The organism is Roseicella frigidaeris, assembly GCF_003258945.1.
Classification (GTDB): domain Bacteria; phylum Pseudomonadota; class Alphaproteobacteria; order Acetobacterales; family Acetobacteraceae; genus Paracraurococcus; species Paracraurococcus frigidaeris.
On sequence record NZ_QLIX01000021.1, the window covers coordinates 42044 to 62593 of the forward strand.

Below are 20550 nucleotides of genomic sequence, written 5' to 3' on the forward strand. Positions count from 1 at the left end.
CGCTCGTTCCTTCAGTGCGCCTGCGGCGCCGGGGCCGGGGCGCCGTGCTGGTGGCCCTCATGGGCGTGCTCCACGGCAGGGGCAGGGGTGGCCCCGGCCTCGGCGCCGCCGCCGACATCGCCCAGCACCCAGTCGCGCGGCAGCTCTGCCAGGCGCAGGGCACGACCGCCATGCTGGGCCACGAAGCGGTCCGCCGCGGCGCGGTCGGAGAAGGGCACGGCTTCCTCGGCCCCCATGCCGCCGCGCCGGTCGCTGCCGAGGACGAACCATGCCCGGCGCGCCTCGACCCAGTTGTCGGGACCCGGCTGGTCCCAGCTCGGCGCCGTCCCCATGTCGGAAACGTAGATGGCGCGGATCGCCTTCGACTCCTCGTCGAGCAGCGTGAAGGCGACGGTGTCGCGGGCCGAGGTGAACCAGATCGGCCGGTCGTCGCCGCGCAGCAGGATCTGGCCCTTGGGGCCGGGATGCTCGAGCAGCGCCATGCCGCAGTAATGCCCGATGGCCTCCCGGGTCAGCGCGACGGGCGGCGGCGCCTTGGCCGCCGTCGTCTCGTCGTCGCAGGCGGCCGGCAGCAGGGCGAGCAGCATGAGGAGGACCGGCAGGCGGCGCATCACAGCTCCCTCCGCGAGAACAGGGCGGCCGCGACGCCCAGCGGCAGCAGCGCCCAGGCCGCCAGCGCGGCGAGCAGCAGGGACGGCGTCAGGCCGCTCTCCCCGCCCAGCGCCGCCATGCCCGACAGCATCCGGACATCCGCCAACCCCGCCAGGTTGAACAGCCGGTAGGCGTCGGCCGGGTTCAGCAGAAGCAGCGCATCCACCGCGCCCCCGGAGAGGTGCTCGCCCTGGTCGGCGACCAGCACGCCGAGCAGGCCCATGTCCCAGAGCAGCACCAGCAGCAGCCACAGCCCCACCGCGATGCCTGCCGCCGTGCCGCGATCCCGCACCAGGGTGCTGGCCAGCGTGCCGAGCGCGACGAAGGCGGCGCCGAGCAGGACCGAGGAGCCGAGCATGCAGGCGAAGGCCCACCAGCCCGCGGGCGCGACCTGCGCCCCGGTGGCCGCCAGCGCGACGGCGGCCGCGCCATAGCCGAGCAGCGTCGCCATGCCGAGGATGGCGACATGGCCCAGGAATTTCCCGGCCAGCACCTGCCAGCGCGCAACGGGGTAGGTCAGGAGGAGAAGCAGCGTGCCGCGCTCGATCTCGCCGACCACGGCGTCGTGCGACAGCAGCAGGGCGATCAGCGGCAGCAGGAACACCGAGAGGCTCGAAAGGCTGACCACCACCACCTCGAGCGCCCCGGCACCGACTCGCCCGGCGGGCGCGGCGCCGAGAAAGGCCAGCGTCAGGGCCAGCGCCGCGAGGAGGAGCGTGGCGGCGACGACCCAGCGGTTCCGGATGCCCTCGCGGATCTCCTTCTCCGCGACCAGGAGCACGGCCTTCATTCGCCCCTCCCGGCGCGGTTCCGCAGGAAATGGCCGTAGAGCTCGTCGAGCGTCGGCTGCAGCACCTCGAGATCGGCGACGCGCGGATCCCCGGCCGCCCGGCGAAGCAGCGTCATCTTGTCCTCCTGGAGACAGGACAGCTCGAACAGGCGGGGACCGATGCGGCGGGCCTGGCCGTCCACCCAATCCGGCACCGCCTCCGCCGCCAGGGTCAGCCGCAGCCGCACGGGCAGCATGGCCAGCTGGCGCAGCTCGGTCATGTTGCCGTCCGCCACCACCCGGCCGTGGTCGAGGATGACCACCCGCTCCACCCGGCCCTCCAGCTCCTCCAGCGCGTGCGAGGAGAGCAGGACGGTGGTGCCGCCGCCCGCCAGCGTCGCCAGCATCTCGTAGAGCCCCTGCCGCACGGCCGGGTCGAGGCCGGTGGTCGGCTCATCGAGGAGCAGGGCGCGGGGGTGGCCAAGCATCGCCTGGGCAAGGCCCAGCCTCTGGCGCATGCCCTTCGAATAGCCGCCGACCCGCCGCCGGGCCGCCTCGGCGAGGCCGACGCGCGCCAGCAGCTCATCCGCGGCCGCGGCCCGCTCGCCCTTCAGCCGGGCGAAGAAGCGCAGCACCTCCCGCCCGGTCAGCGCCGGGTTGAAGCTGACATTCTCCGGCAGCCAGCCAAGCCGCTGGCGCACCCCGGCCACGCCCGCGGCCGGGTCCTCGCCCAGAACCCGGAGGCTTCCGGCGCTCGGGCGGATCAGGCCGAGCATCAGCTTCATCAGCGTGGTCTTGCCGGCGCCGTTGTGGCCGACCAGCGCCACCCGGGCGCCCTGGGGCAGGCCGAAGGAGACGTCGCGGACGGCTTCGACCGCGCCGTAGCGCTTGGCGACCCCCTCCAGCTCGATGACATGCAGGTCGGCCTTCATGACCGCCACCCCGACCCGGCCTCCGGTGGCGGGGGCGGCGCGACCAGCGGGTGGCTGTCCATCACGCCGCCGGGCAGGATGGCGGGGAACTGGGACTGCGCCCAGCGGAGCACCTGGACCGCGGGGCTGTTCAACAGCAGCTTGGCCCGCGGCGCGGTCCACAGCACGCGGTCCACGAGGTCGTTCGGCCGGTAGGCGGCGTCGGCGGTGCCGTCCCGGTTCAGGTCGAAGGCCGGGTTGTCGGACCAGTAATTGCCCTGCCCGTCGCGCGACCAATCCAGGTGCCGGGTGCCGACATACTTCACCTGGTTGCGGTTGCCGATGAAGGCGTTGCCGGCGATGACATTGCCCTCCGAGCCGGCGGTGAAGTGGACGCCGATGCCGCAGCCCTCGAAGCGGTTGCCGGTGAAGCGGTTGTTGTTGGCGTTGTAGATGAAGACGCATTTGCCCGGGGCCGGGCCACCGGCCTCGCCCGCGACGAGGGCGGCATGCTCCCGGTCCTCGGCCCCGTCCTCGGCGCGGCGCGCCCAGGCGACGCGGCCGATCACCCAATTGCCGGTGATCTGCGAGCCGTTCGCGTAATTGAACAGCAGCCCGTGGTCGCGGTCGCCATCCGAGAGGTTGCCGCGCACGGTCAGCCGCTGCGAGTACATGATGGCGTAGCCGGCATGGTTGCCGAAGGAGGCGTTGCCGCTCACCTCGCTGTCGTTGGTGTACATGTAGTGCACGCCGAAGCGCAGGTCGCGGAAGCGGTTGCCGATGAAGGCGTTGCGCTGGCTCGCCTTGGTGAAGATGCCGTCTCGGCCCCAGCGGATGTCGTTGCCCTCGATGCGGGTCCCCGGCGCGTTCCAGAGGCTGATGCCGTCGCCGCGCTCCGACATCCGGCCGCCCCGGCGGCCGAGGATGGTGTTGCCGCGCACGATCGCCCCAGGGGCGCCGTGGACATAGACGCCGAAGAGGTTGCCCTCCATCCGGTTGCCCTCGACCACCGCGCGGGCGGCGGACTGCTCGAGGAAGACGGCGCTATCCATGCCGTCGAGGCTGGAGCCGGAGCCGCGCAGCAGCAGGCCGCGCACCGCGGCGCCCGGCGCCAGGACGGTGATGACGCTCCCCCGGTCCGGCGCCTCCAGGATCGCGCCCTCCCGGCCCGCCAGGGTGACCGGCCGGTCGAGGCGCACGGGCCCGCGATGGGTGCCGGGGAGGAGCTCCAGCGCCTCCCCGGGCCCGGCGGCCTCGATAGCCGCCTGCAGGTCGTCCCCGGGCGCGATGACGCGCGCCCAGGCGGGCAGGGCCGCGGTCGCCAGGACCGCGGCAAGCAGCAGGGCGAATGAGGGCGTGGAGCCCCTCACGCGTTCTGCGCCTCGACCAGCATGCGGCCTTTCATCTCCATGTGCATCGCATGGCAGAACCAGGTGCAATAGTACCAGTGCACGCCCGGGCTCGCGGCGACGAAGGTCACCGAGGCCGTCGCCTGCGGCTGGATCTCCATGCTGATGCCGTAGTTGGTGATGGCGAAGCCGTGGCAGAGGTCCGCCACGTCGTCGATATTGGTGACATAGACCGTCACCTCGTCGCCCTGCTTCACCCGGAACTCCTCGAGCCCGTATTGCGGCGCCGCGGAGGTCATGTAGACCCGCACCTTGTTGCCGTCGCGGACGACCTTGCTGTCGACCAGCAGATCCACGCCATCCGCCTGCGCCTGCCCCAGCGCGTCCCCGAAGAAGGCGTCGTCGCGCTTCCAGCTATCCACCGGGTTGATCTTGGAGCGGTGGACGATGGTCGCGTCATGCGGCTCGGCATAGCTGGGGCCGTCATGGACCAGCACCATACGGTCGCCGGAGATATCGATGAGCTGGTCGTTCTCCGGCTTCAGCGGGCCGACATTGAGGAAGCGGTCCTTGGAGAATTTGTTGAGCGAGATGAGCCAGCGGCCGTCCGCCTCCTTGGTCTGGCCCATGGATGTGTGGTTGTGGCCCGGCTGGTAGTGGACGTCGATCTTCTGGATGATCGGGTTCACCTTCTCGCCCTTGAAGGCGCGCTTCGCCGCCTCGATGTTCCACTTGCAAACCTGGCTGTCGATGAACAGCGTGGTGTAGGCGTTGCCCTTGCCGTCATAGGCGGTGTGGAGCGGGCCAAGGCCGATCTCGGGCTCCGCCACCACCGTGTCGCGCGGCTGGATCTTGTCGTCGAACAGGGCGTCGAACTTCCGCACATCGAAGACGGTGACGGTCGGCGACAGCTTGCCGTTGGCCACCACATGGATGCCGTCCGGGGCGGTGTTGATGCCGTGCGGGCTGTTCGCCACGGGGATGTAGCGGGTCAGCGGCGAGCCATGCGTGCCGTCCAGCACCGGAACGCCGCCGATCTCGCGGTAGTCCTTGCGCCGGACCGCCTCCTCGATGCGCTTGAGGTTGAAGACGACGACCCAATCCTGCTCGCTCGCCATCATCCCGGCCAGGTTGACCGCGCCTTCCGAGTTGTAGCAGGTCGAGAAGGCGTACTTGCCCTGATAGTCGGCGTCGGTGTTGTCGAGGTTGCCGTCGACGATGATCTGCCAGGCGACCTGCATGGTGTCGCCGTCCACCGCCGTGAAGATGGAGCGGTAGTTCTCCGGCTTGTCGAGGTCGCGCCCGTCATTCGGAATCGGCACCCGATCCTCGCCGTTGCAGAAGACGTAGCCGGTGCGGGGGTATTTCTGGACCCGCAGGCCATGGACGGTGGCCTGGTTGGGCAGCTGGATGATCTTGTCGCAGCGCATCACGTCCAACCGGATGCGGGCAACGCGGGTGTTCAGCTTGTCGTTCACGAACAGGTAGCGGCCGTCATAGGTCCCGTCGGTGAAGGACAGGTGCGGGTGGTGCAGGTCGCCGCTGTCGTAGGTCTGCCGGCCGATGCGCGCGAGATGCGCCTTCGCCTCCGGCGTCAGCCCCTCGGTCAGCACCTTCAGGCTCTCGTTGGTCTGCCCCCAGCCGGTGGCGCTGTCGCGGTTGAAGACCGGCACGCGGATCAGCTCGCGCATCGAGGGCAGGCCGTAGATGCGCACCTCGCCGGACTGGCCGGAGGAGAAGAAGACGTAGTACTCGTCGAGCTCGCCGGGCTTGACCTCGATGCTCTGGCGGCCAGACGGGGCGGCCTGCGGCCGCGCCGGGGTCTGCGGCCGGGTCTGCGCCTCGGCGGGGGTGCTGCCGAAGGGCGACAGCGCGGCTCCGCCCGCGAACCCCATCGTGCCCGCGGCCGCGGTGGTCCCCAGCAGCTTGCGGCGGTTCAGGCCCCTGTTCTCGTTGTCGGCCGACATGTGAGTCTCCTGGCTCATTGGCCCGGGGCGGCGGGCGCGTCGCCCTTGGCCCCGGTCCGGGTGATGCTGGTCTTCGGCGGGCCCTTGCTCCCGGGGAGCGGCACCGCGGACATGGCGATCTGCTTCTCGCGCTTGAGGCGCCGCTGGATGTTGTGCGGGCAGCGGTCCTCGGCGCGGTACAGCTCCTGGCAGTGCATGCAGTAGATGCACTCGTTCGGATTGATGTTGCCCTCGGGGTGGATGGACTGGACCGGGCACTCGCGGGCGCAGCGCCCGCAGGGATTGCCGCATTCCGGCCAGCGCTTCAGCCATTCGAAGGTCCGCATCCGGCCGGGGATGGCGAGCGCGGCGCCGAGCGGACAAAGGTAGCGGCAGAAGAAGCGCTCGACGAAGAGCCCGGCCAGCAGCAGCGCGACGGCATAGAGCGCGAAGGGCCAGTCGCGCATGAATTTCAGGATGATGGCGGTCTTGAACGGCTCGACCTCCGCCATCTGCTCGGCCATTGCCAGCGAGTGGAAGGAGACGCCGAACAGGATCAGGAAGACGATGTACTTGATGGGCCAGAGGCGCTCGTGCAGGCCCCAGGGCAGGGTCCATTGCGGCACCTTCAGCGCCTGCGCGACCGTCGCCAGCAATTCCTGCAGGGCGCCGAAGGGGCAGAGCCAGCCGCAGAAGACGCCGCGCCCCCAGAAGAGCAGCGCCGCGGCGACGCCGCACCAGAGCACGAAGATGAGCGGGGCGGTCAGGAAGTAGTCCCAGCTGAACCCGGTCAGCAGCGAATTGGCGAAGGTCAGGACGTTGACGACCGAGAGCTGGGCGTTGGCGTACCAGCCGAGCCAGAGCAGGGTCCAGAGCAGGAAGCCGCGCCGCACCCAACGGTACAGCGTGGGGCGCCGCACCAGCTGGTCCTGGAAGAAGAAGATGCCGGTCAGGATCAGCAGCGCGACGGCGGTGACGCCGATGTCCCAGGTCTTGGCCTGCCAGATCCGCTGCCACAGCGGCTCCTCGAGCGGACCTTCGCCTGCGGCCTGCGGCGCGGGCTGCGCCGCGGCCGGTGCGAGGGCCGGGGCGGGGGGCGGCTGGACCAGGTACTGGTCAGGCAGGCGGTAGCCGAGTTCGAAGGTCAGGAACGCCTTGTCGCGTGCACCGATGGCCCGCTGCACGAGCAGCTGGAGCTGCCAGGGCTCGACCGGGTCGAGGTCGAAATCCGGCGGGACGACGAAGAGCGAGATCTCGGGCAGGCGCGGCGCCCCGGCGGCGGCGATGTCGCCGAGCCGGGTGTGGTCGCGGTCGCGGAAGCGCAGGGTGCGGCCGTCCTGGACAAGCTCGATCCGGTCGAAGATGCCGCCGCGGACATAGCCGGAGCCCTTGAAGGAGTAGGCGCCCTCGCCCGCCACCAGGACCGCCTGCTGACCGGGCCGCAGGCGCTGGGTCAGCCGTTGGTAGCCGTCCTCGCCCAGCAGGCTGCGGCCGATGGTCGGCACGCTGACCGAGGCGGCGTAGAGGTCGATGAAGGTGTCGTCCGGGTCGCCGGGCTCGGGGTTGTCGGCGGCGGTCTGGTTGCCGTTGCGGGCGAAGGCGTCGTTGACCTCGCCAATGGAGAGATGCAGCCGCCGGACGGAACCGTCGCCCAGCAGGCCCTCCCAGTCCCGGACCTCACCGGGCCCGGGGGCGAGGGTCGGCGCTGCCCGCGGCGGGGCCGGCGCCGCGCCCGGCGCGCCGCCCGCGGCCGCGACGCCCAGCCGCCCGGCCCGCAGCAGCTTCACCGTGGAGCGCACCACGCTGTCGTTGATGACCAGCACGGTGACGGTCGCGCCACTGACGATGTCGGCCTGCGGCGGGCGCTGCTCGCCACGCGCCACCGGCCCCATGGCCGCGCCGACCAGATGGTTCAGGGCATCGACGATCTTCCGCTGCGGGATGCCGATCAGGACGATCGGCTCATGGTGCTCCTGCAGGCTGATGCCGCGGATGACACCGTCCGTGTCAGCGGCGACCAGGACGGCGATGGGCTTGCCGGAGTAGCCCGTCGAGTCCGTCACGTCGGTGTTCAGCCAGACATGGCCGACCAGCCGGCTGCCGGAAAAGACCGGTGCGATCGGCGGCTCCCCCTCGGGCGGGCCGATGCGGTCGGCCCCCGGGAAGATCTCGCCAGGCTGTATGCGGGGCAGGAATTCGGAGAGCCGCGCGGCGGAGGCGGGCAGCACCATGATGCCGAGCAGGAGGACGACCAGGGCCGCGGCCCGATGCCACCGGCTTACGGCAATCCCAATCGACGACCATTGCAAGGAGACTGTCTCCGCCGCACCAGGTCGGGAAGTTTACGCTTCACAGGCAGCCGCCTCTTTGATCCTGGACAACCACCGCCTGTTTGTCCCTCCCCAATTGCCTTTTGTCGCCCGCAACGCGGAAGACGGGTTCCCGTTTCGTGGAAACGCGCTATCGACGACGGAGGCAGGACGGAGACACACCGATGTCGCTGCTCAAGGCGGAACCTCCGGCGCGGGTCACCTCGCTGCCGGAATTGTTTGCCATCGCGCACGCGCTCGAGGAGGAGGCGGCCAGCCGCTACGCCGCCCTGGCGGAGGAGATGGAGGCGTTGCAGATGCCTCGGGTCGCTGCGGTGTTCCGGCACCTCGTGGATGAGAAACGCGGGCATGCCCAGCGCATCGAGGACTGGGCTCGCGGGACCACGGGCATGCTCCCCGACCATCGTCTGTTGCGCTGGCAGCCGCCCGAGACCTTCGATGAAGAGGAGGCCCGCCAACTCGCCTTGTCCCGGCTGGCCAGCGCCTACCGCGCCCTCTCCATGGCGGTGCGGAACGAGGAGCGGGCCTTCGCCCTCTGGACCTATATCGCGGCTCATGCCGAGGCACCGGCCATCCGCGCCGCGGCGGAGCGGATGGCTGGCGAGGAACTGCGCCACGCTGCCCTGCTACGGCGCGAGCGGCGGCGAGCCTATCATGAGGAGCGTGGCGACGCAGCCGGTTCGGGAAGGCCGTCTCCGCTGGGGCGGGCCATCGGGGCCGAGCTGCGGCTGGCCTCGCTCCTGCCGATCCTCGCCGAGGCCGAACCGGACGCCGGACAGGCGACGGTCTGGCGTCGCCTGGCGGGTGAGGCATCCACCATGGCCGCCGAGGGTGCGGCGCTGGCCGGCGAGGAGACGCTTCCGGGCAGCGCGCCAACAGCATCCGCCGTCCGGACGGATCTCCTGACCGCTGCCTGGCATGCCGCCGAGCAAGCCTCCGAAGCCTATCTGGACGCCGCCGATGCGGGGCGCGACGAAGCGGTGGTGCGGCGGCTGCAGTCCCTGGCCGAGCGGGCCATCGCTCACGTTGCCGTCTTGCGACATGCCGCCGCTGCACCTGCCGGACGGATGCTGCCCTGACGGCGCCGCCGTATGAACGGTGCGGCAGGCACGGCACCAATGGGGGGCGCGTTCTCCAGCGGCGAGCAGCAGGGGTGCCAGCAGGACGATGCTGCGTGGCATGCGGCCTCCGCATCTTCAAGAAGCGTGCTCCATGACCTCAGGAGGGCATGGCGGTGGCCAGACCATGATCCGTTCACTCGGGTTCACGGACCATGGTCTGGCGTGTTGTTGTGTCGCGTGATTCACGCCTTCGCTGTTTCCAGCTCAGGCGACCACGCTTCAGGCGGCGTCGCAGCCGATCAGTACTGCGGCGGGGTCTCGATGGTCTCGACGCGCAGGCCCATCGGTTCGCCGAGCGTCCGCGCGGTCTCGAAATGCGCCCGCACGGCGGCGAGCACGCTGATGCCGAGGCGCTGCAGGGCCGGGTCGGGCGAGTTCGAGGCCATGGTCTGGAACAGCTCCGCCATCGGCCGGTAGAGCCCGAGCTGACGCGCCAGGAAAGCCCGGTCGAAGCCGTCCCCGGATGCCTGGCGCAGGGTGTCGAGGGAGGGATCCTGGACGCGCGCCGCGGCCCGGTTCGGCAGGTCCAGCCGCCGCTCGGCGGCGAGGGTGGCGATGTCCTGGCGGAAGCGCTCATGGTCCGCGGCGATGGATTGGGCGAGTTGCCGCACGGCCGGCGCGGCGGCCCGCTGCGCCCCGATCTGCCCGGCTTCGGCCTGCGCCTCGCAGAACAGGGCGGCGCGCTGCAGCGTGCGCAGGTCCGCGATGGCCATGCCCTGGCCGGGTTGCGGCGGTAGGCGCGGCGTCGGATCCGGTGTGAGCCGGGTCTGCGCGCCCGCCGCGCCTCCCGCCAGCGCGGCGGCGCCCACGAGCAGGAGGGTGGTCCGTCTCATCATCCTGGTGTCCTCCCGCATCTGGCCATCGTTCAGCCGGTGACTTGCAGGTAGATCGCTGGCAGCGCCACTGGCAGCCGGCTGATGTCCGGGACGATGGCGTAGCCGCCGGGCCCGAAGAGATAGGGAACATAGTCCCGCGCCTCACGGTCCACCGTGATGCCGAAGACCTTGCAGCCGGCCCGGCGCGCCTCGCGGATGGCCATGCGGGTGTCCTCGATCGCGTAGCGGCCCTCGTAGTGGTCGACATCGTTCGGCTTGCCGTCGGTCAGCAGCAGCAGCAGCCGGTGGCTGCACGGGCGCTGCGCCAGCAGATACGCCGCGTGCCGGACCGCGGCGCCCATCCGGGTGTAGTGGCCGGGGCGGAGCGCCCGGATGCGGCGGACCACCGCCGCGGCCAGCCGCTCGTCGAAATCCTTGACCATGCACAGCCAGACCGCGTCGCGCCGGCGCGAGGTGAAGGTGAGCACCGCATGCTCGTCGCCGCAGGCGTCCAGCCCGCCGACGAGCGCGAGCAGCGCCTCCCGCTCCACATCCAGCACCCGCCGATCCGAGACCCAGGCCTCGGTGGAGAGCGAGACATCCACCAGCACCAGCACCGACAGGTCGCGCCGGAGGCTGCGCGCCGCGCTGTGCACCCGGTCGCTGCCCGGCGCGCCGGCCCGGCGGTCGGCGAGGCTGCGCACCAGGGCCGAGAGGTCGAGCTCCTCCCCATCCGGTTGACCATGCAGCACCTGGCGGCGCGGACGCAGCGCCTCGAATTGCCGCCGCACGCGGCGGATCCGTCGGCGAGCCGCCTCGTCCGGGCGCCAGTCCTCGCCTGGCGTGGCGTCCTCCGGCGCCGGTTCGGCGAGCACGCGGCAATGCGCCGGCCGGTGGCGGCCGCTGCGATGGTCCCATTCCGGATAGGTGAAGCTCTCCGGCGCCGCCGCCAGCGCCCCTTCCGCCGCCCTGGTGGGCGACAGGTCGAGTTCCATCCGCAATCGGGTGGCGGCGTGGCGCTGGTGCTCACCGATGCCGATCTCGTCCAGGTCCTCGGCGGCCTGGCGGGCGCCCGCCTCGTCGTCATCCTCAACGGCGCGGGCAAGGTTCACCATCTCGGCGAGGCCAAGGATGGTTTCGAAGCGGTTCAGCAGCAGCGGGTCGCGCCGGCGCGTCTGATCGGCCTCGCGGCGGCGGGCCCGGCGGCGGCGCCCGCCCGCCTCGGCCGCCGCGCCGCTGCCCTCCTCCTGCCCGGCAGCGTCGCGCGCCGCGCTCGGCGCGGGCGCCTCCACCTCACCCCAGAGGGGCACAGGCAGAAAGGGGCGGTAGCCGCGGCCGGCGTGAAAGCCGTCGAGCGGAACATCGGGGTCGAGCAGCGCGGCGGCAGCCGGCGGCAGCGGCGCCGGGTCGCCGAGCGCGGCGCGCACCGCCGCCTCCATCGCGGCCTCCTTGCCGGAGAGGCGGCGGGCCGGGCGCGCTGTGAGGAGGGCCGCGGCGAGATCGCTGTGCAACGGGCGCAATCCGGGGAACGCCGCGAGCAGCCTGGCCGTCTGGGCCCGCGCGGCCCGCAAGCGTTCCGCATCCCGCCGCAGCGGGTCGGGACCGGCCGGCGACGGTACCGGCGCGACGGCGAACCAGGCGGCCAACCATTCGTAGAGAGCCCCGTTCGCGGCGCGATCGGGCAGCAGGTCGATGACGGGCGGCAGGTGCAACGTCGCGCCATCGAAGCGCGCGATGTCAAGCCGCTCCGTGTCGCCGAGGCCGAGCCGGGCGCGCAGCCCCAGGCGGTGCCGGGAGAGGGTCGCGTCGCCCGCCGCGAGTTGCACCCCGCCCGCCCCGCCGAGGGCGCGGAACAGGATGCCGAGACGGGTCCGGACCTCATCCAGCCGCAGGGCGGCCGCCGGGTGACGGGGCCAGGAATGGGCGCCGCCGACAAGTCTGTGCCAGTGCTGGCCGACGCTCTCCTCCGGCTCGAAGCTCCAGCCCATGCCGCTAGCCCAGCGTGATCTCGGCGACGCGCAGCAGCGCCTGCCGGATATCGGGCTCGTCGGTCAGCGGCTCGATCATCGCGGCGCGGATGGCGCGCTCGGGCTTCATCCCGGCGGCGATGAGCGTGGCGCAATAGACCAGGAGCCGGGTGGAGACGCCCTCCTCCAGGTCCTGGCCCTTGAGGTCGCGCAGCGCACGGGCCAGCCGCACCAGCGGCACGCAGCGATCGCGCGGCAGGCCGCTCTCCGCGGCAACGATGGCCGCCTCCGCCTCGGGCGGCGGAAAGCCGAACTCCAGGGCCAGGAAGCGCTGCCGCGTGCTCGGCTTCAGCCCCTTCAACACGTTCTGGTAGCCAGGGTTGTAGGAGACGACGAGCATGAACTCCCGGGGGGCCTGGAGGAGCTCCCCCGTACGCTCGAGCGGCAGGACGCGACGGTCGTCGGTCAGGGGATGCAGGACGACGGTGACGTCCTTGCGCGCCTCCACCACCTCGTCCAGGTAGCAGATGCCGCCCTGCCGCACCGCGCGGGTCAGCGGGCCGTCGGTCCAGACCGTATCGCCGCCCTGCAGCAGGTAGCGGCCCGTGAGATCGGCCGCGGTGAGGTCGTCATGGCAGGCCACGGTGAAGAGGGGCCGCCCGAGCCGGGCGGCCATATGGGCGACGAAGCGGGTCTTGCCGCAGCCGGTCGGCCCTTTCAGCAGCAGCGGCAGGCGGTGACGGAAGGCGTGCTCGAAGAGCGCGCATTCGTCGCCGGTCGGGGCATAGTAGGGGACGGCCTGCCCCGCCGCCCCCGTTGCCGCCGCGCTCATTCGGCGGGCTGCGGCTCGGCGACCATATGCGCCGGGCGCTCCACCCGCGCCGGGCCGAAGATGGACCAGACGAAGAGCAGCGCGCCGAGCAGCACGAAGCAGCCGGCCCCGAGCCGCATCCAGTAGAAGACCGCGATCTGGTCTTGCGCCTCCATGTAGGTCATCCCCATCACCCGCTGCAGGTGAACCTGCACGACGCCGCCGAAGGTCAGGGTGACCGCCATGAAGACCACGGCCGAGGTGGTGATCCAGAAGCTCCACATGTTGAGCACCTGATTGTAGGGCTGCACCCCGCGCAGGTAGGGCATGGCGTAGGTGATGACCGCCAGGTTGATCATCGCGTAGGCGCCGTAGAAGGCGAGGTGCCCGTGCGCCGCGGTGATCTGCGTGCCGTGGCTGTAGTAGTTCACCCAGCTCAGCGTGTGCAGGAAGCCCCAGACGCCGGCGCCGAAGAAGGCGCCCACGGTGCATCCGAGCGACCAGAGCATCGCCGCCTTGTTCGGGTGGTCGCGGCGGCCGCGCCAGACCATGGTGAAGGCGAAGATCACCATGGCGAAGAAGGGCGCGATTTCCAGCGTCGAGAAGATGTTGCCCACCCATTGCCAGTAGCCCGGCGCGCCGATCCAATAATAGTGATGCCCGGTGCCGAGCAGGCCGGAGAAGAGGGCGAGGCCAACGATGCCGTAGAGCCACTTCTCCACCACCTCGCGGTCCACGCCGGTCATCTTGATGACCAGGAAGGCGAGGATGGAGGCCATCACCAGCTCCCACACGCCTTCCACCCAGAGATGGATGACGTACCACCAGTAGAGCTTGTCCACGGCGATGTTCGTCGGGTTCCATATGGCGAAGAGCCAGAACACCGCGATGCCGGCCATTCCCAGCATGAGGACGCTGGTCACCGCGGTGCGGCGGCCGCGCAGGATCGTGCTGCCGATGTTGAAGAGGAAGATCAGCGCGACGACGACGATCGCCCACTTGATCCAGAGCGGCTGCTCCAGGAACTCCCGCCCACCATGGATGCCGAGCAGGTAGCCGCCGACCGCGGCGAGGGCGCCGACCAGCAGCAGGCCGAACTGGATATAGGCGAGCAGCGGGCTGGTGATGTCGCGCTCCGCCTCCTCCGGCACCAGGTAATAGGCGGCCCCGAAGAAGCCCATCAGCAGCCACACGACTAGGGCGTTGGTGTGGATCATGCGGAGGATGTTGAAGGGGACGATCTCCGCCAGGAAATTCGGCATGGTGTAGACCATGGCCGCGAGCAGGCCGAAGAGAAGCTGCACGACGAAGAGGGCTATGGCGCCCGTGAAGTAAACAAGGGCGACCTTTTGGCTGGCATATTTCATTCCGGCACTCTCCCCCTCAACCCGACTGGTTGGGCGGCCAGCCCTGGGTGTTGATCTTGCTGACGAATTCGAGGAAGTCGGCGAGGTCGCTCACCTCCTGCTCGGTCAGATGGAATTGCGGCATCTGCCGCCGGCCGGGCACGCCGCTGGGTTGCGATGCCATCCAGGCGGCGAGCATGCCGCGCGCGCCCTCGCGATCCTGGTCGCCGCCGTAGCGCTTCCAGACATTGCCGAGTTCCGGCGCGAAATACGCCCCCTCGCCGAGCAGCGTATGGCAGTTGATGCAGGAGTTGCGCTCCCAGACTTCCTTGCCGCGCACCACGCCGTCTGACATCGCCGAGGTGGGGGCGCTCCTGCCCGTCATGTAGACATGCGTATGAAGCGTCAGCGCGACGAAAACGGCCAGGAAGAAAGCCGATCCACCATAGAAGATGTTCCGAGTAGCGTTTTTCGTCAGCCGCTCTTCCATATGCGCCCTCCGCCTTGCTGCCAGACGCGCCAATATCCTGGCCTGGATATCCGAGCGCCCTGTCGTGCTGTCCGGCGTCGGCAGGCCAGCCTGAGGCTCACGGTCCGGGCGCCACCCATTGCAACCAGGTCACGTTCGATACGATCGGTGCCGCCGGGTGCACCCACCTTGGGCAAGGACAGCCGATATGCGATTCGAGATAAAGCGGCATCTGCACGGCCTGTCCCTCTCTGGCGTGTCCTGGCCTGGGGTTTCGCGGATCGAGCGGCGTGTTGACCACCATCTTCTTCTCTCTATGCAGCAGGTCGCGGCGTGGCTCTTTGCGCTTCGTCAAACAACGCGGCGCGGCCAAGGTCGCTTATACTTTGGTCCTGAGAAAATTAAGGAAATTTTAGGCCCGATCGCCGCAAGCAGCGCTGATGTCCGGTGCCTGTTCGTCGGTTATGCCGGGCGGACGGTGGCGGCGCAGATCGTCGGCGCCACCCCGCGCGGCGGCGGGGGTCCGACCGGCTTCGGCGAGCCGCTCGTCACGCTGCGGCATCTTTGAACCGGCGGCTTCCAGGCCAGCCGCGCGCAATGCATCCGGTCCAGGCGAGCCGGCGGGGCCTCGTCAGCGGGCGGCGGGCTGCCCGCGCACCAGACCGTATCCCAGCGCGGCGGAGGCGGCCTGGCCAGCCAGGCGAAGCTGCGCGGCCGTGCGCCCCTCCGGCGCGATGTCCAGATGGCCGGCGGCGCCGAGGGTGGTGAGGGCCGCCGCCAGATCGCCCGCGTGATTGAAGACGGGGACGGAGATCGCCGCGAAGCCGGCATTCAGCAATCCGTCCGTGATGGCGATTCCGGAGCGCCGGGCCGCCTCGATCTCCTGCCGCAGGTTCCGGCCGGCCTTCGTCGCCTCGGCCTCGGGCAGGAAGGCAAGGAAGATGCGGCCGGAGGCGGAGCGGTCCAGCGGCAGCGCGAAGCCAAGCCGGATCGCGAGGGAGACGTTGCGGCGGCCATCCAGCCGCGCGACGATCACCGGCGACTGGCCCGACCAGACGGAGAGATGCACCGACTCGCCCGTCTCGTCGCGGAAACGGCGCATGGCATCCAGCGCCGCGTCCCGCACCTCGAGGCGGCCGAGGGCGGCGAGGCCGAGCGACAGGGCGCGCGGGCCCAGATCGTAGCGGCCGCCTTCCCCGTCCTGCGTCACGAGTCCGACGGCGCGCAGGCTGGCCAGATAGGCATGGGCGCGGCTGGGCGGCATGCCGGCGGCGGCGGCCAGTTCCTTCAGCGGCGCCGGTCCGCCGGCCGCCTCCAGCGCCGCGATCAGGCGAAAGCCGATCACGACGGACTGGATGGAGCGCTGTTCGGAACCGGCCTCGGTCCCCGTGTCTTCCTGGCCCGTGCCGGCAGAACGCATGGCGGCACTTAACGGCCGCGCCCGAGGGACTGTCAATCTGGGGACGGCGCGACCTTCCCGGCCGGCCGTCGGTGCCCGGGTCGGCAGGGTGGCGACGCCATCGCCATGCGGCCGCCCCTGCCGGCCATGGCTCAGACGGCGACCTCGTCCACCTTGTAGCGGAACAGCCAGTCGTAGCGATCGCGGACCCGCTCCTCGGCCCATTCGCGGTCGACATAGGCCTGCGCGCCCTCCAGCTCCGCCAGCGCCGGGTTGTGGAAGCGCCGCGCATTCTCCGCCGCGGCCAGCACCATCCGGTTCGTGCGCTCGCGCCGGGCCGCCTCGTAGCGCCGCAGCGCGGCGGGCAGGTCGTCGTCCGCCGCGCCCGCCAGCGCGCGCGCGAGCACGTAGCCGTCCTCGATCGCCTGCACCGCCCCCTGCGCCATCATCGGCAGGGTGGGGTGGCAGGCATCGCCGAGCAGCGTGACGCGCCCTTCCGTCCAGCGTTCCAGCGGCGGCCGCAGCATCAGGGCCCATTTGTAGGGCACCTCAATGGCCTGGATCATCGCCTGCACGTCGGCGTGCCAGTCGCGGAAGTCGTTCGCCAGCTCCTCGGTGGTGCCGCGCTGCGTCCAGGATTCCACCTGCCAGTCGTCGCGCTCGACGATGCCGACGAAGTTCATCAGCTCGCCCCGGTGCAGCGGATACTGCACGACATGCCGCCCGGGCCCGACCCAGTTGATCGCCACGGTGCGGCGCATATGCGCGGGCAGCGCCGCCATCGGGATCACCCCGCGCCAGGCCAGCATGCCGGAGAATTGCGCCTTGTCCTCCCCGAACAGCCCGTGGCGGATGGCCGAGTGGATGCCGTCCGCCCCGATCAGCACGTCGCCTTCGGCCACGCTGCCATCGGCGAGGTGTAGCGCCGCGCCGCCTGCGGTCTGGCTGAGGCCCGTCGCCCTGGCGCCGAGGCGGATGGCATCCGGCTTGGCGCGCCGCACCGCCTCGGCGAGGACGCCATGCAGGTCCGGACGGTACACCGTGTAGTAGGGGAAGCCGTAGCGGGCGACGGATTCCGCGCCGAGGTCGAAGAGCTTCCAGGTGCGGCCGGTGCTCCAGAGGCGGATCTCCTTGCCGCTCGCCTCGCAGGCCTCCCGCTCCACCGCCTCGCCGATGCCGAGGGCGTGCAGCACGCGCGAGCCGTTGGCACTGATCTGCACCCCGGCGCCGACCTCGCGCAATTCCGGCGCCTGTTCGTACACCGCGACGTCGAGACCGCGCTGCAGCAGGGCGAGCGCCGCCGTCAGGCCGCCCAGGCCGCCGCCCGCAATGAGAACCTTCACCGGCCTTGCTCCCACCATCGCCTCCCCGCTGTCGCCGGCCCTGTCTGCCGATCCAGCATATTCAATATTAGATAAACATATTCGTCAATTGAGAATTCAAGGCGCGGACCGCATGGTGTGCCCCCTGGCCGATGCGGCCATGGCGGCAAGCGGGAGGAACGATGGTGCGGATCGGCAGGCGCGGCATGGGCGGCTTCCTGGCGGCGGGGCTGGCCGCGGCGCGCGGCAGCGGGGGCGCAACCCCGGCGGCAGCCCAGACGGCGGCCCCAGCGACGCCCCAGGCGGCGGACTGGCCGCAACGGCCGGTGACGATCATCAGCCCCTTCGCGGCGGGCGGGCAGTCGGACCCGATCGGGCGTGCCGTCGCGCTGCACCTCCAGCGCAGCCTCGGGCAGCCCTTCGTGCTGGAGAACCGCAGCGGCGCCGGCGGCACGATCGGCGCGCAGTTCGTCGCCCGGGCTGCGGCCGACGGCCACACGCTGCTCTTCGGCACCACCAGCAGCTTCGTCATCGCGCCTTTCGTCTATCGCGAGGCCGGCTACGACCCGGCCGCCTCCTTCGCGCCGGTGGCCGTGGTGTCGGAGGGCCCGATGATCCTGACGGCCAGCCCCGGCACCGGCTTCCGCTCCGTGGCGGAGGTGGTGGCGGCGGCGCGCCGGACACCGGGCGAGGTCACCTATGCCTCGGCCGGGAACGGCAGCCTGCCGCACCTGCTGGGTGAGCTCCTCGCCCGCAGCACCGGCACGCGGCTGACGCACGTTCCCTATCGTGGCGGCGCGCCGGCGATGAACGACCTGATCGGCGGGCAGGTGGATCTGTTCTTCGAGGCCGTGGCCAATGTCGCCCCGCATGTGGAGGGCGGCCGGGTCGTGGCGCTGATGGGCACCGGGCAGGAGCGCACGCCGCTGCTGCCGCAGGTGCCGACCGCCGGCGAGCTGGAGCTGGCGGCGCTGACCCTGACCTCCTGGACCGGCCTCGCCGCGCCGGCCGGCACGCCCGCCGCCATCGTCGAGCGCCTGAACGCGGCCACCAACGAGGCGCTGCGCCTGCCGGCGGTGCGGGCGCTGCTGGAACGCAGCGGCATACGCGGCGTGGGCGGCAACCCGGCGGCGATGGCGGCCCGCATCGGCCGGGAGTCCGGGATCTACCGCGGCGTCATCGCCGAGGCGCGGATCGCCGTCGAATAGAGCGGATCGCCGGCGGGCGGATCGGCGAGCCATCAGCGAAGCGATTTCGCGATAAACGAATTTCGTGATTGACGAACGTGATTCGGATATGCCCAATACGGCCCAAGGAAACCGACCAGGAAAGCGAGGGCCCCGATCATGACCGCAGGCTGGACCCTGCGCCGTGCCGCCCGGCCCGGCGCCGTCCACCCCCAGGCAGGCCGAAGTGGTCGACGGCCATGGCGGCCGCGCCCCTCGCCCGGCCGCCACGCCGCCCTCACGCGGCCCCAGATCCACCCTTAGGGGCCGCCGTCTCCTCCCGCCCACGCCGCGCCGGCCCTCCCCGGGGCGGTCGCGCGCGGCCCGCCCGATGCCGCATCCCCCAGCGAAAGAAGAAGCCGCATGAGCGCCAACGTCCTCCTCATCGAGCATCCCGCACCGCATGTCGTGCTGCTCCGGATCAACCGGCCGGAGGCGCTGAACGCGCTCAACGCCGAGGTGCGGGAGGCGATCAACACGACCTTGCCGCGGCTCGATGCCGATCCGGAGGTGCGCTGCGTCGTGCTCGCCGGCAGCGAGAAGTCCTTCGCCGCCGGCGCCGACATCAAGGAACGCGCCGGCATGTCGGCCGTGGACGTGATGAAGATGAGCACGACGCGCGGCATCGCCGCCTTCTCCAAGCCGATCATCGCCGCGGTGAACGGCTTCGCGCTCGGCGGCGGCTGCGAGTACGCGCTGCAATGCGACATCGTCCTTGCGAACGACCGCGCGCGCTTCGGCCAGCCGGAGATCAAGCTCGGCCTGGTGCCCGGCGCCGGCGGCACGCAGCGCCTGCCGCGCGTCGTCGGCAAGCACAACGCCCTGTACATGGTGCTGACCGGCGCCATGGTGAGCGCGCGGGACGCGCTGCGCATGGGCTTGGTCTGCGAGGTGGTCGAGGGCAATTGCGATGCCCGGGCGATCGAGCTCGCAACCCAGATCGCGGCGATGGCGCCGCTCACCGCGAAGCTCATCAAGGAGGCGGTGAACAGCGGTGCCGACATGGCGCTCGACGCCGCGCTGCGGCTGGAGACGCGGGCGCACCAGCTCGCCTTCGCCACCGAGGACGTGCGCGAAGGGATCGCGGCCTTCATCGAGAAGCGGCAAGCGGACTTCACCGGGCACTGAGGAGGCGGCCATGCTGCTGCGCAAACGCGCCTTCCTGCGATCCGCCCTCGCCGGCCTGCTGCCCGCCGCGCTGCCGTTCCGGCCGGCGCGGGCCGAGGCCTTCCCGACGCGGCCGGTGCAGATCATCGTCGCCTTTCCTCCCGGCGGTCCGTCCGACGCCATCGCCCGCTCGATCGCGCCGGCGCTGTCGGAGCGCTGGGGCGTGCCGGTGATCGTGGACAACCGGCCCGGCGCGGCCGGCTCCATCGCCGCCGCGCTGGTGCTGCGCGAACCGGCCGACGGGCACACGCTGCTCTTCACCGCCTCCACCCATGTCCAGGCGATCGGGCTGAAGCTGCGCCTCTCCTACGATCCGGTGGCGGACTTCCAGTGCATCATCCAGGCCGCCGTCTCGCCGCTCGTCCTCATGGTGCGGCCGGACGGGCCGCGCACGCTGGCCGCATTCATTGCCCTGGCACGGCAGCGCAGCCTCAGCCACGCCTCCTTCGGCGTGGCGACGACGGGCCACATCTACGGCGAGTACCTGAACCAAGCCGCCGGCATCGCCATGATCAACGTGCCGTTCAGCGGCGGCTCGCCCGCCGTCTCGTCGCTGCTGGGCGGGCAGACCGACTGCTCCTTCATCGAGGCGACCCAGGCGATCCCGCTGGTGCAGTCCGGCAGCCTGCGCCCCCTCGCGGTGACCGGCTCGACGCGGTTCACGCATCTGCCTGATGTGCCGACCTTCGCCGAGAGCGGCTTCCGCGGCTTCGAGCTGCGCGGCATGCACAGCATCCTGGCGCGGTCGGCCGTGCCGGCCGGGATCGCCGACCGCCTCGCGACCGAGCTGGGGACGGTGATGGGCGAGCCGACGATCGCCGCGCGCCTCGCCGCCCTCGGCGTGGAACGTCCGCCACCCATGCCGGACCGGCGTGCCGCGCTCCGCCTGGAAGCGGAGCAGTGGACGGATCTGATACGGCGCACCGGCGTCAGCGTGCAGTAGTCGGGGAG

The 20550-nt window shown here is 71.2% G+C and carries 18 protein-coding genes; 5 read left to right on the forward strand and 13 right to left on the reverse strand.

What is annotated here, in order from left to right:
- Positions 1-11: 11 nt before the first annotated feature.
- From DOO78_RS20700 to DOO78_RS20725, 6 genes are read right to left on the reverse strand one after another with little or no spacing between them, the layout of a single operon-like run.
- Entirely contained in the window at positions 12-611 is a 600-nt protein-coding gene (locus DOO78_RS20700) for a nitrous oxide reductase accessory protein NosL (protein WP_111471783.1), read from the reverse strand.
- Positions 611-1441 carry an ABC transporter permease gene (locus DOO78_RS20705; RefSeq protein ID WP_111471784.1) on the reverse strand — a complete coding sequence of 277 codons (831 nt, stop codon included), beginning with the start codon at positions 1439-1441 and terminating at the stop codon, positions 611-613. The genes DOO78_RS20700 and DOO78_RS20705 overlap by 1 nt, the downstream gene beginning before the upstream one ends.
- The gene (locus DOO78_RS20710) at positions 1438-2352 is read right to left on the reverse strand and encodes an ABC transporter ATP-binding protein (protein WP_111471828.1); all 915 of its coding nucleotides are present in this window, start codon (positions 2350-2352) and stop codon (positions 1438-1440) included. Before DOO78_RS20710 ends, DOO78_RS20705 begins: the two co-directional genes overlap by 4 nt.
- Positions 2349-3701 carry a nitrous oxide reductase family maturation protein NosD gene (locus tag DOO78_RS20715; RefSeq protein WP_111471785.1) on the reverse strand — a complete coding sequence of 451 codons (1353 nt, stop codon included), beginning with the start codon at positions 3699-3701 and terminating at the stop codon, positions 2349-2351. The genes DOO78_RS20710 and DOO78_RS20715 overlap by 4 nt, the downstream gene beginning before the upstream one ends.
- Positions 3698-5647, reverse strand: a complete 1950-nt coding sequence (gene nosZ, locus DOO78_RS20720) for a TAT-dependent nitrous-oxide reductase (RefSeq protein WP_111471786.1) — start codon at positions 5645-5647, stop codon at positions 3698-3700. The genes DOO78_RS20715 and nosZ overlap by 4 nt, the downstream gene beginning before the upstream one ends.
- 14 nt (positions 5648-5661) lie before the next feature.
- Positions 5662-7857: a NosR/NirI family protein gene (locus tag DOO78_RS20725; protein ID WP_111471787.1), complete on the reverse strand. Its 2196-nt coding sequence runs from the start codon at positions 7855-7857 to the stop codon at positions 5662-5664.
- Positions 7858-8120: 263 nt separating this feature from the next.
- Between DOO78_RS20725 and DOO78_RS20730 the strand changes: the two genes are divergently transcribed.
- Positions 8121-9035 (forward strand): ferritin-like domain-containing protein, encoded by a 915-nt coding sequence (locus DOO78_RS20730; protein WP_111471788.1) that lies wholly within the window; start codon positions 8121-8123, stop codon positions 9033-9035.
- A gap of 281 nt (positions 9036-9316) precedes the next feature.
- On the opposite strand, the gene DOO78_RS20735 is transcribed toward DOO78_RS20730, so the two are convergent.
- From DOO78_RS20735 to DOO78_RS20755, 5 genes are all read right to left on the reverse strand, one after another.
- Complete coding sequence (locus tag DOO78_RS20735; protein WP_165839004.1) at positions 9317-9790, reverse strand: DUF4142 domain-containing protein; 474 nt, start codon at positions 9788-9790, stop codon at positions 9317-9319.
- 152 nt (positions 9791-9942) lie between these two features.
- Entirely contained in the window at positions 9943-11880 is a 1938-nt protein-coding gene (locus DOO78_RS20740; RefSeq protein ID WP_111471790.1) for a nitric oxide reductase activation protein NorD, read from the reverse strand.
- Between the two features lie 4 nt (positions 11881-11884).
- The gene (locus tag DOO78_RS20745) at positions 11885-12691 is read right to left on the reverse strand and encodes a CbbQ/NirQ/NorQ/GpvN family protein (protein WP_111471791.1); all 807 of its coding nucleotides are present in this window, start codon (positions 12689-12691) and stop codon (positions 11885-11887) included.
- Positions 12688-14037 carry a cbb3-type cytochrome c oxidase subunit I gene (locus DOO78_RS20750; protein ID WP_111471792.1) on the reverse strand — a complete coding sequence of 450 codons (1350 nt, stop codon included), beginning with the start codon at positions 14035-14037 and terminating at the stop codon, positions 12688-12690. The genes DOO78_RS20745 and DOO78_RS20750 overlap by 4 nt, the downstream gene beginning before the upstream one ends.
- 16 nt (positions 14038-14053) lie before the next feature.
- Positions 14054-14506 (reverse strand): c-type cytochrome, encoded by a 453-nt coding sequence (locus DOO78_RS20755; protein WP_111471793.1) that lies wholly within the window; start codon positions 14504-14506, stop codon positions 14054-14056.
- Between the two features lie 187 nt (positions 14507-14693).
- On the opposite strand from DOO78_RS20755, the gene DOO78_RS27145 reads away from it, so the two are divergent.
- A complete protein-coding gene (locus DOO78_RS27145) occupies positions 14694-15053 on the forward strand; it encodes a hypothetical protein (RefSeq protein ID WP_128080104.1) in 360 nt (119 codons plus the stop codon).
- Positions 15054-15116: 63 nt separating this feature from the next.
- On the opposite strand, the gene DOO78_RS20760 is transcribed toward DOO78_RS27145, so the two are convergent.
- Together DOO78_RS20760 and DOO78_RS20765 are read right to left on the reverse strand one after the other, a co-directional pair.
- Positions 15117-15905: an IclR family transcriptional regulator gene (locus DOO78_RS20760; protein WP_165839005.1), complete on the reverse strand. Its 789-nt coding sequence runs from the start codon at positions 15903-15905 to the stop codon at positions 15117-15119.
- A 131-nt stretch (positions 15906-16036) separates the two neighbouring features.
- Positions 16037-17227: an FAD-dependent monooxygenase gene (locus DOO78_RS20765; protein WP_165839006.1), complete on the reverse strand. Its 1191-nt coding sequence runs from the start codon at positions 17225-17227 to the stop codon at positions 16037-16039.
- Between the two features lie 164 nt (positions 17228-17391).
- Between DOO78_RS20765 and DOO78_RS20770 the strand changes: the two genes are divergently transcribed.
- The 3 genes from DOO78_RS20770 (at position 17392) to DOO78_RS20780 (ending at position 20542) form a co-directional block, all read left to right on the forward strand.
- On the forward strand, positions 17392-18414 hold the full coding sequence (locus DOO78_RS20770) for a Bug family tripartite tricarboxylate transporter substrate binding protein (protein WP_128080105.1): 1023 nt from the start codon (positions 17392-17394) through the stop codon (positions 18412-18414).
- A gap of 381 nt (positions 18415-18795) precedes the next feature.
- Positions 18796-19560 (forward strand): enoyl-CoA hydratase-related protein, encoded by a 765-nt coding sequence (locus tag DOO78_RS20775; RefSeq protein ID WP_111471797.1) that lies wholly within the window; start codon positions 18796-18798, stop codon positions 19558-19560.
- A gap of 10 nt (positions 19561-19570) precedes the next feature.
- Positions 19571-20542, forward strand: coding sequence for a Bug family tripartite tricarboxylate transporter substrate binding protein (locus tag DOO78_RS20780; RefSeq protein WP_111471798.1), 972 nt, complete (start codon positions 19571-19573; stop codon positions 20540-20542).
- Positions 20543-20550 lie beyond the last annotated feature (8 nt).